The 15229-nt window shown below is 30.3% G+C and carries 11 protein-coding genes and 1 pseudogene; 9 read left to right on the top strand and 3 right to left on the bottom strand.

Annotation, left to right across the window (positions count from 1 at the left end; genetic code table 11):
• The first annotated feature begins 306 nt into the window (after window positions 1-306).
• The 3 genes from ACXKY9_RS31040 to ACXKY9_RS31030 are packed head-to-tail and all read left to right on the top strand — an operon-like array spanning window position 307 to window position 4307.
• Window positions 307-1107 carry a lipoprotein BA_5634 family protein gene (locus tag ACXKY9_RS31040; protein WP_016090618.1) on the top strand — a complete coding sequence of 267 codons (801 nt, stop codon included), beginning with the start codon at window positions 307-309 and terminating at the stop codon, window positions 1105-1107.
• Between the two features lie 21 nt (window positions 1108-1128).
• Window positions 1129-1842 (top strand): ABC transporter ATP-binding protein, encoded by a 714-nt coding sequence (locus ACXKY9_RS31035; RefSeq protein WP_016090619.1) that lies wholly within the window; start codon window positions 1129-1131, stop codon window positions 1840-1842.
• A complete protein-coding gene (locus tag ACXKY9_RS31030; RefSeq protein WP_016090620.1) occupies window positions 1839-4307 on the top strand; it encodes an ABC transporter permease in 2469 nt (822 codons plus the stop codon). Before ACXKY9_RS31035 ends, ACXKY9_RS31030 begins: the two co-directional genes overlap by 4 nt.
• A gap of 467 nt (window positions 4308-4774) precedes the next feature.
• Here ACXKY9_RS31030 and ACXKY9_RS31025 read toward each other — a convergent pair whose 3' ends face one another.
• The gene (locus ACXKY9_RS31025; RefSeq protein ID WP_016090621.1) at window positions 4775-5095 is read right to left on the bottom strand and encodes a TM2 domain-containing protein; all 321 of its coding nucleotides are present in this window, start codon (window positions 5093-5095) and stop codon (window positions 4775-4777) included.
• A gap of 112 nt (window positions 5096-5207) precedes the next feature.
• Here ACXKY9_RS31025 and ACXKY9_RS31020 point away from each other — a divergent pair.
• Window positions 5208-5467 (top strand): annotated as a pseudogene (locus ACXKY9_RS31020) (IS3 family transposase); the annotation flags it as partial.
• A gap of 282 nt (window positions 5468-5749) precedes the next feature.
• Here the strand turns inward: ACXKY9_RS31020 and ACXKY9_RS31015 are convergent.
• Both ACXKY9_RS31015 and ACXKY9_RS31010 read right to left on the bottom strand, forming a co-directional pair.
• Window positions 5750-6331: a hypothetical protein gene (locus ACXKY9_RS31015; protein WP_016090622.1), complete on the bottom strand. Its 582-nt coding sequence runs from the start codon at window positions 6329-6331 to the stop codon at window positions 5750-5752.
• Between the two features lie 110 nt (window positions 6332-6441).
• Window positions 6442-7695 carry an MFS transporter gene (locus ACXKY9_RS31010; RefSeq protein WP_001187351.1) on the bottom strand — a complete coding sequence of 418 codons (1254 nt, stop codon included), beginning with the start codon at window positions 7693-7695 and terminating at the stop codon, window positions 6442-6444.
• 954 nt (window positions 7696-8649) lie between these two features.
• On the opposite strand from ACXKY9_RS31010, the gene ACXKY9_RS31005 reads away from it, so the two are divergent.
• The 5 genes from ACXKY9_RS31005 (at window position 8650) to ACXKY9_RS30985 (ending at window position 15215) form a co-directional block, all read left to right on the top strand.
• Window positions 8650-10734, top strand: coding sequence for an alpha-amylase family glycosyl hydrolase (locus ACXKY9_RS31005; RefSeq protein ID WP_016090623.1), 2085 nt, complete (start codon window positions 8650-8652; stop codon window positions 10732-10734).
• A 168-nt stretch (window positions 10735-10902) separates the two neighbouring features.
• Complete coding sequence (locus ACXKY9_RS31000) at window positions 10903-12225, top strand: alpha/beta hydrolase (RefSeq protein ID WP_016090624.1); 1323 nt, start codon at window positions 10903-10905, stop codon at window positions 12223-12225.
• A 28-nt stretch (window positions 12226-12253) separates the two neighbouring features.
• On the top strand, window positions 12254-13342 hold the full coding sequence (locus ACXKY9_RS30995; protein WP_016090625.1) for a cysteine peptidase family C39 domain-containing protein: 1089 nt from the start codon (window positions 12254-12256) through the stop codon (window positions 13340-13342).
• Window positions 13343-13506: 164 nt separating this feature from the next.
• Window positions 13507-13824, top strand: coding sequence for a hypothetical protein (locus ACXKY9_RS30990; RefSeq protein ID WP_016090626.1), 318 nt, complete (start codon window positions 13507-13509; stop codon window positions 13822-13824).
• A 38-nt stretch (window positions 13825-13862) separates the two neighbouring features.
• Complete coding sequence (locus ACXKY9_RS30985; protein WP_016090627.1) at window positions 13863-15215, top strand: ANL family adenylate-forming protein; 1353 nt, start codon at window positions 13863-13865, stop codon at window positions 15213-15215.
• Window positions 15216-15229: the final 14 nt, after the last annotated feature.

Below are 15229 nucleotides of genomic sequence, written 5' to 3'. Positions count from 1 at the left end.
GGAGCGGATTTTTGAGAATTTGAAAAATATGTGTGTACTTAAATAAGTGTATAAAAGCCATTTAATTTTAAAGTATATCTTGATCAGTGTTACGAGTATATCAAAAGTTAGATTTAGTAATCTTACTAAACTGTAAGATTAAAGTATATATAGTAAGACAAGAGTTATTCAATTAACAATTAAAGACGTCTATACTGAAGGTAATCATTCTTTATTAAGACTTGTAGCATTTTAGCCACTGTTTATATAAAGAAAAAACCTACTGTTCTAATCCCAGATTAAACATAGTATATGAGGAGGAAGAAAATGAAAAAGATAATAGGATTTCTAGTAGTAACAGCAATTTTTATAGGTATAGGGTTTGCTGTAAATCGTTATATAAATGGTCCCTCACAACCAGTAGACGGTATTATGGTATCTGGAACGAAAGAAAATATATCTGCTGTTAAAAATCTGTATAAAGATCAAAACGTGCAAACAGCAGATTATAGTTATAAATTGGTCACAGAAGTAATAAAACAAGAACTCACTACCGAACAGAAAGAAGATATTAAGAAAGAATGGAAAGAAAAAGGAGAAAATATGACTGAAGAAGAGATGGACAAAGACCTTGATAAGTCATCTGTTAGAAAGAAACAATACGCGGTTATTACAAAATCTACAGCAGAAAAATTCTTAAAAAAAGGAATTGTAAGAACACCCTTATCTAAAGAAGATAGTTCAATAACTTCAACCCCGGTAAAAGAAATAAAAGAATTAGCGAGTGAAAAAAATTTATTTTATAGAAAAGAAGCGGAAGATGAGGAAGTTAAGGATGGAAATTTAAATTTAAATGGACAAATGATACCTGTTCAACATATTGAACAAAATAATTGGATTGGCTATTTTTCATCACCGATAGTAATTGTTAATGAGGAAACGTATAAACAATTAAAAGAAAAAGAAGTAAGCCTTTCGTTAATTCAGTTTGCAAAAGAAAAGTTTGATTATAAAAATAAAAATAAGGTAAATAAGGTGGTGGAATACGTTTCAAAAGTGTATGCAGTGAAAGACGAGAATGGTGAGTACGATAAGGATAAAATCTATTTTGTAGAGATTCAAAATTAATCTGTGAAAAGGATGAGTTGTATGGAGGTTGTTAGATTAGAAAATGTAGTAAAAACATATGGAGAAGGAGAAACGCAAGTACAGGCGTTAAAAGGAATTAATCTTTCCATTCGTAGGGGAGAATTCGTAACCATAGTTGGAGCATCAGGTTCTGGTAAAAGTACCTTATTGCATATTTTAGGAGGGCTGGATCGTCCGAGTTCGGGAAATGTGTTTATAGGTGATGAAAATATCTACAATTATAAAGATAATGAACTCTCTATTTTTCGCCGAAGAAAAGTTGGCTTTATATTTCAGTTTTTTAATTTAATTCCTGTCTTGAATGTACAAGAAAATATTGCTTTGCCAGCTCTATTGGACGAAGAACAGGTAGATGATCATTACCTGGATGAAATTATAAGAACTCTAGGGTTAAATGAAAGACGAGATCATTTGCCTTCTGAATTATCGGGTGGTCAACAACAAAGGGTATCTATTGGTAGATCTCTTATAAATAAACCCGATATTATCTTAGCGGATGAACCAACCGGAAATCTAGATACAAAAAATACAAAAGAAGTTCTGAATTTATTAAAAGTAACGGCTAAAAAATATAATCAGACGGTGATTTTAATTACTCATGATCCTGCTATCGCATCAAACTCTGATCGAATTATAACCATTACAGATGGCATGATTATTTCAGATAAACAATTAGTGCAAAGTCAAGAAAAATATGGAGGGGAGGAGTATTGATTCATAGTTACAAACAGTTAAGTCAAAAATATCTCAGAAGTAATATAAAACGTACTTTGCTAACATTAACAGGTATTATTCTAGCGTTGGCGCTAATAACAACGATTGGACTTTTTTTTAATAGTGGATACACTTCGGGAATTGAAAATGCTAAAAAAGGTTCTATGGGTTCTGCAAATATTTCAGTTGAAAATTATAATCAAAAGCTTTTCAATATGATAAAAAGTAATCCTAATATATCTTCTTATGGCATCATAACTCCAGGAGAGGTGATCCAATTTGATGAGATAGCTGTCTCTTATATGTATGCAGATCATCAAGCATTGAAGCTGTTAAAGTCTAGTATTCCTGTAGAAGGTAAGCTACCTTCAAATGAAAACGAGGCTGTTTTAGAAAAATGGATGCTGCCTTACTTCGGGCCTAATCTTAAATTAGGCGGTATGTTTACTATTCATGAAAAAAAATATAAACTTGTTGGTTTGTTAAATAAGTCTAGTAGTAATCAGGAAAATAAACCCGGTCAATTATTGACATATAAAAATAAGTTTAAAGTTGGAGAAGGTAGCGTATTGATTGAATTGCATAAGTACGCAAACTTTGATGAAGTTGAAAATCAATTTAAATTATTGACGAATAAAGAAAATATAAGAGTGAATGACCAATTAAAGAAAGCCTTAAAGCCTAGTGTGGAGATAATGGCGGCAGCCGCTATTAGTATTGGGATTGTTGTGATTTCTACAATTGTTATTATTTACAATGCATTTCAAATTAGTATAGTAGAGCGAATGAAACAGTTTGGGTTATTGAGGAGTATAGGAGCTACAAAAAAACAAATCAGAAAGATTGTGATAAGGGAAGCAACATTTCTTTCTATTATTGCTATCTTTTTTGGGATTTTGTGCAGTATATTAGTAGTCTTTTTACTTAATCAAGTATTGATAAACGTACTTAAAAACTCTATAGGATATACAATTAAATTAGATTGGTTAATTATATGTGTATGTTCTTTAATTACATTGATAACTGTTTATATTTCAAGCTATTTTCCTGCTTTTTTTGCAGGTAGAATTTCACCGTTATTGGCCGTAAGTAGCCGATTAGCTATAAAAAAAGAAAAAATAAAGAAAAAAAAGAGAACAAAATTAAAGAAACCACTATCTTTTCCGTTAAGTATGGCATTAAAAAATATCCAAAGGAATCCCAATAGATATACAGTTACAATTTTGTCTATTATTATAAGTAGTGTACTGTATATCACGTTTACGTTTCTCATAGATACTGCCATTCAGCGTAAACAACCGGAAATTCAAGCTCTAAAATCGGATATATCAGTTACGGTTAATTCAAATTTAGACAAGCCTAGCATAGATCGTATGAGTCAAAATATTTATAAAGTTAATAACGTAGAGAAGCTGTACAAGAAATATCAGGCAAATAATTTTTATACGAAAGTACCAAATAATAAACAAATTAAAGAATTACAAGGAAATGAATCGCTGTATCAAAAAATAAAATATAATAATCAAACTGTAGAAATTATGAAAACACAAATAAAAGCATACGATGAGAATAGTTTAAAGAAACTAGCTGAAAATGTAACTAGTGGAAGAATTGATATTTCAAAATTAAATCGTGAAAAAGAGGTTGTTTTAGTAAAACAAGCTGCATCAAATGATATGAATACAAGTAAAAAATATATAGGTTCTCTAAGCACTTTTCAGGTAGGGGATGAAATCCAAATAACAAGTCAGCAAGAAAGAAAATCTACAGAGGAAATCTCCTACAATGAAGAAAAACTAGAAACTTTAAAAATAGCTGCAATTGTAGAATTGGACATTTTTAATATGAGCAGAGTGATGGATACCATAACTTTTATTACTAGTGAACAAATAGCTGAATATATTACACCATCTCCACAAAAATTAACAGGTTTTGAAATTGATTTAGAGAATCAATCTCGGGCTGATGCTACAATTTTAGATATACAAAAGAAACTGGGTGGAGATGCATCTATAGATGTACAAAATAATATTGTTCAAAGTAATTTCCATACAGACAATATACTTTATATAAAAATATTAGGGTACGGATTTATAGCTGTTATTACACTAATTGGATGTGTAAATATTTTAAATACCATTACAGTCAGCATCATTATGAGAAGAAAAGAATTGGCTGCTTTAAAATCGATTGGTATGTCACAGAAGGATTTGAAAAAGATGGTTATATATGAAGGACTCCTGTACGGTTTCTTTGGAAGTATACAAGGGATCTTTTTCGGCTGTATGTTGTCGTATATTCTTTATGTAGCATTGTCAAATACGGTGTCTTTTGAATGGATTATTCCTTATCAATCTAGTTTTATCACATTTATTACTGCACTGTTGATTAGTTATGTATCGGTACTAATTCCGCTTCGGAAAATTAAAAAGGATAACGTTATAGATGTAATTAGAGAAGAATAGCAGTAGTTATAACAATATGTGATTCTGAAGTCCATCCGAGATACGTGTAAAACGGTTCGTAATCTGTATTATATTTCAATTTTACAGTTTAAATCGAGGAATTCTAAAATAAAAAATACAAAAGTACCTTATAAAATATAAGGTACTTTTGTATTTTTTAAAATGACATAAGATACGTTTACTTGAGTTCTTTAGGTAGTTAGGGTTTGATATACTAACTTAAAATGAAAATGTTGAGTAGTTCATTGTTAGTGTATATCAATATATCTGAATTAAACATGAAATCTTACATCGAAATATCTGCGTGATCAATTCCATACAAGCGTCAAGTCTATTACAGTGGGAGCATCGTTGTTACTAGTTGGTGGAGTCATTTTCTTAAAACATAAAAATACATAAAAAGAGAAGTAAGGACGAGTTACGTAAAATTGAAGTGTTTGTATAAAAAACCTCCTAAAGGAGGTCTTTTATGAAGATAAACGTTTTGAAGCAGTCATCTTTTTAACTTTCATAATAATTTCACGTTCTAATATTTCATTTTTCTTACCAATTCGGCTTCCAATAAAGAAAACATCGATTAAAGCCCAGAAACCAAGTCCGCCAAGAGTCAGTGTCATGGCAATTGCCATACCAAAGTCACGTGCGTAGTAGCGGTGACCACCAAGTCCGCCTAGAAAAAACCAAATTAGGTAAGCAAGTCCTTTTGATTTTTTCTTTTTCTCAAACTCTGAAGTAACAAGAACCATTTGATCCGTTGTTAAGTCCTTTTTCAATAGTAGGTTATCCATTAGAATTCTCCCTTTAAATGTAAGATATAATTATTCCGAATATAAATATATCATAATATTAACTTTAATGTAATAACCAAGAAAAATATTATTGGTAATTCAAAAATTAATGGTTAAATACAATTTAAGGAACGTGGTCAATCATTTGTGTGAAATAGCTTGTGTATACCATTTGGGATACTATAATTAATTTTCAATTTCATTTCAAGAACAACGGAAACAAAAGAGAAATCGAAACGAAATCATGAAAGAAACTATATTAAAAGCACTAAGATTTAAAAATAGAAAAGGCCTCATCAAATAAAGATGACATTGGTGGGTCAGTTTCAAGTTGTATAAAATTTAAAGCGCATTTGTAGAATCATGGAGAAATAAGAGATTGTTTGTTCGGTTCGCATAGCGAATCTGTTATTTAATTAAAACAAGAGATTAAGAAATATATAACATACATAATTATTATAGATGTCAATGGAATTATTGTTGATGCCAATTTAAATGAAAATGTTAGAGAATAAAAAATCGTCAGTTGCTTTTTAAAAGCGCTGACGATTTTTTATATAGTCTCATAGCTAGTCTTAATTATTAAAAGCTAAATAAATTTCTATATGGTGTAAAATTAAAGAAATTAAATAGGAATTTGGGACTATATTTGTTTTAAAGGGATTGAGGTGGATCTAATTTCATTGAATCTATCATAACTTTAATATTTTTCGAATTACCGTTAACAGATAGTTTCACTTTTTCAATTTCCAATGTTTTTGAAAAATCTTCATTTCCTATTGAACCAATTAACTGATCTAATTCATTAGTCCATGTAATGTTAGTAGCTTGAATCATTGCCTTAATCGTAGGTATATCTGCGTAGCCAGTATACATAATTCCATCAATTACTTTTCCGCTTTCTCCTAACATAACACTTACCCATTTCATATCTTGATCTGATTTATCTACTTCTTTAGGGTAATAAAACCTATATGTATTAGATTTTTTTTCTAGTTCAAGATTAAATGGAAGAATTTCAATGCCTTGTGTAGATACAGTACTTTTAATTTTATTATAGTTTTTTAAATATTCTTCTGCTGTCATATGTTTAAGTGCAACTTTTTCTTTTACATCCACTGGTTCTTTTCCGGGTGCTTCTATTTTGTTGAGAGTATCTTTGTGTTCTATATCTGTGCAACCTAAAAGGCTAGCCGCTATCAGAAAGGTTCCGAGTATAAGTATTTTCTTTGGCATAAAAATCTCTCCTTAAATGATATAGAAAAAAAGCCGAAGGAGTTGATATCCTTAACAATTTCGGCTTTTTTCAAGTTTGGATACTTAAATTTTTTTATAACGAAAAAGAATCATTTATATGATCTAATTGATTTAAGAAAGAACAGTACAATTAGTCCTGAAATAAATAATAAGACCCCATTTATTAATAAGATTAATGGTGGACCATAAATGTCAGCGAAAAATGAGGAAATTGCTAAAGCGACTGGTGATGCAATACTCGTAAGAGAACCTAGTGTTCCAAAAGTCCTTCCCTGTAACTCAGGATCTACCTCAACTTTAATAATCACATTGACAAGCAATGTACAAAATGAAAAAAGTATTCCCAAGAGGAGAATTAATGGTACTGCATAAAGAACAGATGGAGCAAAAGATAGCCCTACAAAGATTGGAGCTAGTAAAACCATACTCAGGATTATCCACCAACCCCGTCGATGTAACTTATTATCAAAAAAGATAATAATGCCTGCGCCTAACATATAACCTATTGGAATGCTAGATTCAATTATCCCAAATTCAATCGGATTTGCCTTCCACACTTTTACAGACATTACTTGAATAAGCATTAATGAAGCAGTGAAAAATGTGATTAAAGTAGGCGAGAGTATAATAACAGATTTAGCAAAAGGGTTCTGCCATATATACTTGAATCCTGCAACAAGGTCCTCTTGAAATGAATTTTTGATTCCTGTTTTTTTTGTAGAATTAGGAAACTTTCCACTTAGCAACACTAAAATAGCGGATAACATAAATGTAACTGCGTCAACTGAGATAGCAATGCTACCACCAAATGCTGCAACTACAACTCCTCCTATTGCTAGCCCCGAAATACGAGATACATTATCTGCTACATTTAATACTCCAGTAGCTTGTTGAACTTTGTCTTTTCCTACAATATCAACTAAGGAAGCATGGAATGCAGGTGACTGAAATAATCCTGCACAGGAAGTAAGAGCGGTTAAGATAATAATAAGAATAAAGGGGGTACCGGGTATTGCAATACAAAATGCGATGCTTAGTATTAAAAGACTTCTTATTATATCTGTTATCCACATTAGTTTTCTACGATCCACCCTATCTGCAACAGTACCTGCAATGGAAGAAAACAACATGCTCATGACCATATGAGTTATGGCAATTGTAGACATTAATTTGGCACTTCCTGTTGCTTGCAGTACCCAGAGGTTTAAAGCAATACTGTGAAATGAATTTCCAAACATTGATAAGGTATAACCTGTAAATACAAAAGTAAATGTACGATTTTTCCATAATGTCTTTTTCGAAGAAACAGCAAGAGCGGAATCTAATTCGACCTGTTGTTGCATAGTATTGTCACCTCACAAATTTAAGTATCTCATTTATAAAAATTTGTTTGCAAACTAATGGTGATGAACTTTAGTAATCGAGTTAGTTAGATGATTAATGAAATGGAATCTAATTGTAAAAGAGCTATATTAATATATGATATTGTTATTTTGAGGTAAAAACGGCAGGTATGAAATCGATTTAAGTACATAAATGTTTGAAAAATAAAAAACAATATAAATTAACCATAGAAATCTTAGAATGTAAGTGGATTTAAATTGTTATGAAATTAAATTACTAGAAAATATCTACTAATGGCATTATCAAATTTGTAGAAGTAAATCTTTAATTTATAAAGAAAATTTTAATTAGCATTTAGGAAGGAACATTTTAACTGTACAATAATGTTTTAATTTTTATATAAAATTTTTAAAAATAAAATATTTCTCCAGATTATTTTGAAATTTCTTTACAGCTTTTCCTTGGATTTTCAATATTTGTAAGATTGGAAGCTATATTTATATTTTATAGTTTATTTTGGAATATAAGATTGGTATTAGTAGTATAAATAGTATTTTTATTAATAATCTAGTATTTACTTTTAATACTCCTCTCCGCATAAAGTTTTACCAAATATTTTCAGGTGAATATTACCAAATAAAAAATGTTTTGTCTATGTATTTTATTGGGGCTATATTTTGTAAGCATAATTATATGTAAGAATTTTCTATATTTATCCTCCCTATATAATGACATTTTTTCCCTTACTTCGACATAAATCAAATGGTACAGTTTATAGGACAAATATAGAACCCACTTGTAGACATTATTTTGTGTGAAAAATTGAATCGAAACATGAGTTACTAGTTAGGAGGCGAAATATATTTTAACTATTTTTCAAATAGTACTTAAGGGTAGAGTGCTAAACGTTTGAAAATAGCTGGTAAATGCTTCTATGGGATGGAGGTTGTCATTTGAAAGAAAAAGATAAGCTTAAGGTGAATAGGAACAACGTTAATTTTTCTAAGGATATAATATATCAAATTGTAACGGACAGATTCCATAATGGATGTCCATCATATAATCCCAAAGGGGGATTATATGATGAATCTAGGAAAAATAAAAAGAAATACTTTGGTGGAGATTGGATAGGGATTATTGAAAAATTAAATACAAATTATTTTACTGAACTAGGTGTGACGTCATTATGGATATCTCAACCGGTAGAAAATATCTTTACTCCAATAAATGATTTGGTAGGAAGTACTTCATATCATGGCTATTGGGCTCGTGATTTTAAAAGAACAAATCCTTTTTTTGGGACATTTGGAGATTTTCAAACCTTAATAACAACCGCTCATGCAAAAGATATTAAAATCATTATGGATTTTGCACCTAATCACACTTCGCCTGCATTACATGATGATGCGACCTATGCTGAAAATGGTAGATTATATGATAATGGATTGTTACTTGGTGGATACGATAATGATTACAATCATTATTTTCATCATAATGGTGGGACGGATTTTGAAGAATATGAAGACGGAGTTTATCGTAATTTATTTGATCTTGCAGATCTAAATCACCAAAATATAGCTATTGATTTGTATTTTAAAGAAGCTATTAAACTATGGCTAGACCAAGGGATAGATGGTATACGAGTTGACGCAGTAAAACACATGTCATATGGCTGGCAAAAAAGTTGGCTAAATTCAATCTATAATTATAGACCAGTATTTATTTTTGGTGAATGGTATATCAATCCAAATGAGTATGACCATAGAAATGTTCATTTTGCAAATAATAGTGGTATGAGTTTATTAGACTTTAGTTTTGCTCATAAAGTACGAGAAGTTTTTCGAGATGGAATGGATTCCATGCATGGGTTACACAAAATGATTGAAGAAACATATCAAATTTATAATGATGTAAATAATCTTGTTACTTTTATTGATAATCATGATATGGACCGTTTTCACATTAATGGACAAAGTAAACGTAGAATAGAACAATCATTAGTATTCTTGTTAACTTCAAGGGGAATACCTTCTGTATACTATGGTACAGAGCAATATATGGTTGGAAATGGAGATCCGAACAATCGTGGTCAAATGGAATCTTTTGATGTGAATACAGATAACTTTAAGATAATACAATCTTTATCTTCCCTTCGTAGTTTAAATTATGCACTTCCATATGGAAATACCAAAGAAAGATATATAACTAATGATATTTATGTATATGAAAGGTACTTTGGAAGTGATGTGGTATTAATAGCGTTGAATCGAAATTTAACAGAAGGATATGAAATAAAAGATGTTAAAACAATTCTTCCTTCTAGAAAGTATAAGGACATATTAGATGGTCTTTTAGATGGTGAAGCAATTAGAGTTGAAAATAATAATATAGATTCATTATGGCTTGGACCTGGGTCAGTACATGTTTGGCACCATAAAGGAGTAAATAGTATACCTTTAATAGGAACTGTGGGACATAAAATGACAACCGTTGGTCAAATAATTTGTATTGAAGGATGTGGCTTTACTTCTAAAAAAGGATCAGTATTATTTGAAGAAAAAGAGGCGGAAGTTGTTTCGTGGTCACATACTAGTATAAAAGTAAAAGTTCCAGCAGTAAACGATGGTAAATATGAAATTACTGTTGTAACAGATACAGGAACTAGGAGTAATATTTATAAACATATAGAGGTCTTAAATACAAAGCAAGTTTGTATTCGATTTGTTATTGAAAATGGATATGAAATACCAGAGAGTGAAGTTTTTATAATGGGGAACACATATTCATTAGGAAATATGAATCCTTGCAAAGCAGTAGGGCCATTTTTTAATCAAATAATGTATCAATTTCCTACGGGTTATTTTGATATAAGTGTTCCGGCTGATACCTTGCTTGAATTCAAATTTATTAGAAAGATCAATAACACACTATTGATTGAAGGCGGAGAGAATCATAAATATCGTACCCCGAGTTTTGGAACTGGAGAAGTAGTTGTAAAATGGCAAACTGCAGAAAAAACTATCTTGGTGGAGTCTTAAACTTTTTTTACAATTGTAATTAAAATTTGGGGAATTTCATTCTGGTAGTTAAAACAAAAGCTTATACTGAAAAATTCTATTAAAAGTTAATAAAGGATACGGTTTTAAAGAAAAAACTAGAAAAGAACTGTATTAATGAAAGTGAAAAATAGAAAATTGGAGGTTACTATGGAACGAGCTTCTAAAGTGATTACGATTGAAAATTTTCATTCTGAAATACTTGAGAATAGTAGGAAACTATTTATATATTTGCCACCTGGTTATGAAAGTAATTCGTACCAAAAGTATCCTGTATTATATATGCATGCTGGGCAGCGCTTGTTTGAACCAGTAGTAAAAAATGATGAATCATGGAATGTCCACAAAACGACTGATATGCTAATTTATGAAGGTAAAATTCAAGAGATAATAATAGTAGGTATAGCACATAAAAGAATCATAGAAAATAATGAGTTTTGTCATTTCATTTCACCAGATAAACATATAGAATGCTCAGGTTTATTATATGAAAAATTTATAATCAATGAGGTGAAACCTTACATTGATGAAAATTTTAGAACATTGACTAATACTGAAAACACTGCTCTAATAGGGTCATCAGCAGGTGGTTTATCAACTTATAATATTGGTTTCCGCAATCCTGAAGTGTTTGGGAAAATTGGGATGTTATCTCCATTCTTTGTGAAAGTTGAAGATGATCATTCGGAATTAAAATTATATGAAATGTATGAAGGAAAAAAAGACTTGAAAATATGGATGGATATAGGTAGTGCGGAAGGTTTTTTCTTGGTAAAACATGTGAGGGATATTGCAGAAACTTTATTGGAAAATGGTTATAAATATAGAGATGATTTAATTTTTTATCAGGATCCAAATGGTGCACATTTTGAGAAAGACTGGGGAGAACGTATGCATCTACCATTAATATATTTCTTTGGAGATGTTGGTAATATAGTTAATGTTACATTAGATGGTCGAGATGTAGTTGGATTAACTGGAATGAAAGTGAAAATTAATCCAATTGTTACGTACGATAGTGGTTTTGAAATGAGTGTTTTAGATGGTGTATTTTTAGTTGATAACCCAGATGTGTTAGAGGTTATGGGGGATGGAACAATTATACCTAAGAAAATAGGAGAAGCCGAAGTTACCTTTGTGACACAAGGTGTAAAAGGAATACCTAAAAAATATAAGGTAATAGAAACATTATCAGAATTTGTAGATGTTTCTGTAATAGTCGAAGTACCTGAAAATACACCAGTTGGTGAACGAATTTATATGAGTGTAGGCATGATACTAGATAGAATAGAAAAAAATCGTTTTGCAGGGAATTTTAAAGTGCCAAGGGACCTTGCATGCAGGTTTAAGTTTTCAAGAGGATTTAGGCTCTTTGAAGTGGATAAATTAGGACAACCTATTCCAAATAGAAAATTTAAAGCTACTAAGGACTTACAGTTGAATTATACTGTTGAGAACTGGATAGGGCTGTAAAAAAAATAAATATGGGGTGAGTGCTGTAGTGAAAATGAAAGAATTAATTCCAACTTTTGATGTCCCTTATTATTATTCATGCTATATCCCAATTCTTCACGATAAATTAAAAAGTATGGGTAGCATTAGTTACATGAGTTTAATAGCGAATGAAGAGTTATATAGTATACCAGCATATCGTATGGATACTATCACATCGGTACCTTCTGTAGCAAGATATACACAGTTGTTAGAATATAATCAAACATTTCGTATGGAGAAACATGTATATTCTAATTTCGAAAAAGGGCTTCAGTATATAAAAGAATGTTTGAATCGTCAAGAAGTATTTATTGCCTTAGGAAGCACCTTTTTTCTACCATATAGTAATGATTATTTGAACCCCAAATTTATAAAAAGTCATATAGACGTCCATACAGATAAATATGTTACAGACCATTACCTCGCAATTAACAAACTTACAGAAGATAGAGTATTTGTTCAAGATCCAGTTCCTAATAAATTTATGGGTGAGATATCAATGGAGGAGTTCCATTCTTTTTGGAAAGGAGGAAAAGCTATACCTGAATTGGCTCAAGCAAAAGGTATAGAAAGAATTTCATCTTACTCATCAATTGATGTGATTATACAGGAAAAAATAAGCATGGAAAATCTTAAAGATGTTTTTTTGAGAACACTAAAAAAAATATCCAGTGAGTATGTTCGAGGTTTAATTATACAAAAAAACAATAAGATATATTATTTTGGTAAGATTGCAGCTCTTGAACTTAAAGAAAATATAAATGAAGATTTTTATAAACAAAGAAATATGTTTCCTTTGTATTTGAAATGTTTATTTGATATGAGATGGAGTAGATATTTTTTATATGACTTACTTATAGACATGAACGAGTTATTTAAAGATAAATTTATTAATATTACTAGTGAGTTAATGGATATAAAACAATTATGGGAAAGACTATATAAGATTGCACATATTAAATTATTAAAAAAAGATAGTAACTTAAGTGATCTCGAATCTTTTAATTTGATAATGATGGATATTATTAATAGAGAGTGTGTCTTACATGAAAATATTTTATTTCTTCTGCAACATAATTATAGTCTTCAGTCTTAATAGGGAAAAGATAATTAAGAGAAGTAGAGAAGGCTACTACGTATACTTACAAACTTTATTAGTAGAAGAATAAGTGTATTTAGTGTTCATGTTATATACTACTACAATTGCCGGAAGGAAATCTTCATAGTAAAAAGATGATTTATAAAAAGGAGTGTATTTACTTGGAAGATACAAATAAAGAAAAGGTTATTCAAATCGTATTGTGCTGTGTTGAAGAAGTGAATGAAAATCTTGAAAATAAAATTGACCTTGAAAAAGGCTTGAAAGCACATCTTTATGATTGGGAGGGGTATTTAGATTCGTTAGGGCTGGTATCTTTATTGGTAAGTATTGAACAAGGCTTAGAAGATGAATTGGGTTTATCAGTTGATTTGGTGAATTTAGATACAATGTCACAACATAATAGCCCATTTAAAACAATAGAAACATTAGTTGCGTATATTTTAGAATGCCAGGAACAATTAAAATCACTAACATAACAAAAAATTAAAGGAGAAAATTTAAAAGGAGGTTAGGTATGCATATTGATTTTTTATTTGAAAGATTTGAAATGAATAAAGAATGCGAAGCTATAGTTTGGGAGGATAAAACTTACACATATGAGTGGTTTCTAAATCAAATAAAGATTTATACAAGGGAGTTAAATGAACATAGAAAGATGGATTATACAATAGTCTCTTTGGAAGCGGATTATTCTCCATACTCTATAGCAATGTTTTTAGCACTTATTGAATTAGGATGTACTGTAGTACCGATATTAAATTCATTGGTTGACAGTAAGAAGAAAGAATACTATGAAATAGTTGAATTAGAAAATGTAATTAAAGTTGAAAGGGGAGGCTTTGAAATAATCAATATACAAAGGGATTACATTCAAAATGATTTATTATTACAACTGAAAAAGTTAAAACATCCAGGATTAGTATTGTTTTCATCTGGTACAACCGGAAGTAGTAAAGCAATTGTACATGATTTTACATTACTTCAAAAGAAGTACAGTGTCGCAAGGAGTGCAAAACGTGTTATACCATTTATGTTATTTGATCACATTGGAGGAGTTAATACTCTATTCCAAATCATTTCCAGCTCAGGGTGTTTGGTAATTATTGATGATCGTACCCCTAATCGAGTATGTAACATGATTGAGAAACATCAAGTACAAGCTTTACCCGCATCACCAACTTTTATAAATCTACTTATACTGAGTGAGGTTTATAAAAAGTATAATTTAAATAGTTTGCAGACCATTTCTTATGGATCAGAAGTTATGCCTGAGGCTACACTAAGTAAAATAAACGAAATATTCCCTCATGTTAAAATTACACAAATGTATGGTTTGTCAGAATATGGAGTTTTATATTCACAATCTAAATCGAATGATTCATTGTGGATCAAACTAAGCGATAAGAATATTGAATCAAGAGTAGTGGATGGAATGTTGCAGATCAAATCAATGTCTACAATGATTGGTTATATTAATGCTCCAAGTCCATTTACTCAAGATGGCTGGCTTATGACAGGAGATATGGTGGAAGTAGATGGAGATTATATTAAAATTTTAGGAAGAAAATCAGAGATTATAAATATTGGCGGAGAAAAAGTATTTCCAGCTGAAGTTGAAAATGTAATACAGCTAATGGATGGAGTAAAGGAGGTTGCTGTTGTTGGTGAAAAAAATGCAATCACAGGGCAAATGGTTAAGGCTGTGGTTAAATTAAGTACAAATGAAAGTGTAAGTGAATTTAGAAAGCGATTAAGAGAGTTCTGTAAAGATAAACTACCATTATATAAGATTCCACAGAAAGTGGTATTAACAACTGAGAAAATGCATACAGAGCGTTTTAAAAAAGATAAGAAGGTATTTATGTAACCAAAAGTTGAAGT

This window comes from Bacillus sp. 2175 (assembly GCF_057812155.1).
Note: the sequence above shows the minus strand (reverse complement) of the source record. Positions and strands in the feature narration are given on the sequence as shown.

Excerpts from the sequence above, each read along its gene's own strand:
- ACXKY9_RS31035 (WP_016090619.1), top strand. The coding sequence starts at position 1,129 with ATGGAGGTTGTTAGATTAGAAAATGTAGTAAAAACATATGGAGAAGGA.
- ACXKY9_RS31025 (WP_016090621.1), bottom strand. The coding sequence starts at position 5,095 with ATGGATAACCTACTATTGAAAAAGGACTTAACAACGGATCAAATGGTT.
- ACXKY9_RS31040 (WP_016090618.1), top strand. The coding sequence starts at position 307 with ATGAAAAAGATAATAGGATTTCTAGTAGTAACAGCAATTTTTATAGGT.
- ACXKY9_RS31010 (WP_001187351.1), bottom strand. The coding sequence starts at position 7,695 with ATGCAACAACAGGTCGAATTAGATTCCGCTCTTGCTGTTTCTTCGAAA.
- ACXKY9_RS31000 (WP_016090624.1), top strand. The coding sequence starts at position 10,903 with ATGGAACGAGCTTCTAAAGTGATTACGATTGAAAATTTTCATTCTGAA.
- ACXKY9_RS31015 (WP_016090622.1), bottom strand. The coding sequence starts at position 6,331 with ATGCCAAAGAAAATACTTATACTCGGAACCTTTCTGATAGCGGCTAGC.
- ACXKY9_RS30985 (WP_016090627.1), top strand. The coding sequence starts at position 13,863 with ATGCATATTGATTTTTTATTTGAAAGATTTGAAATGAATAAAGAATGC.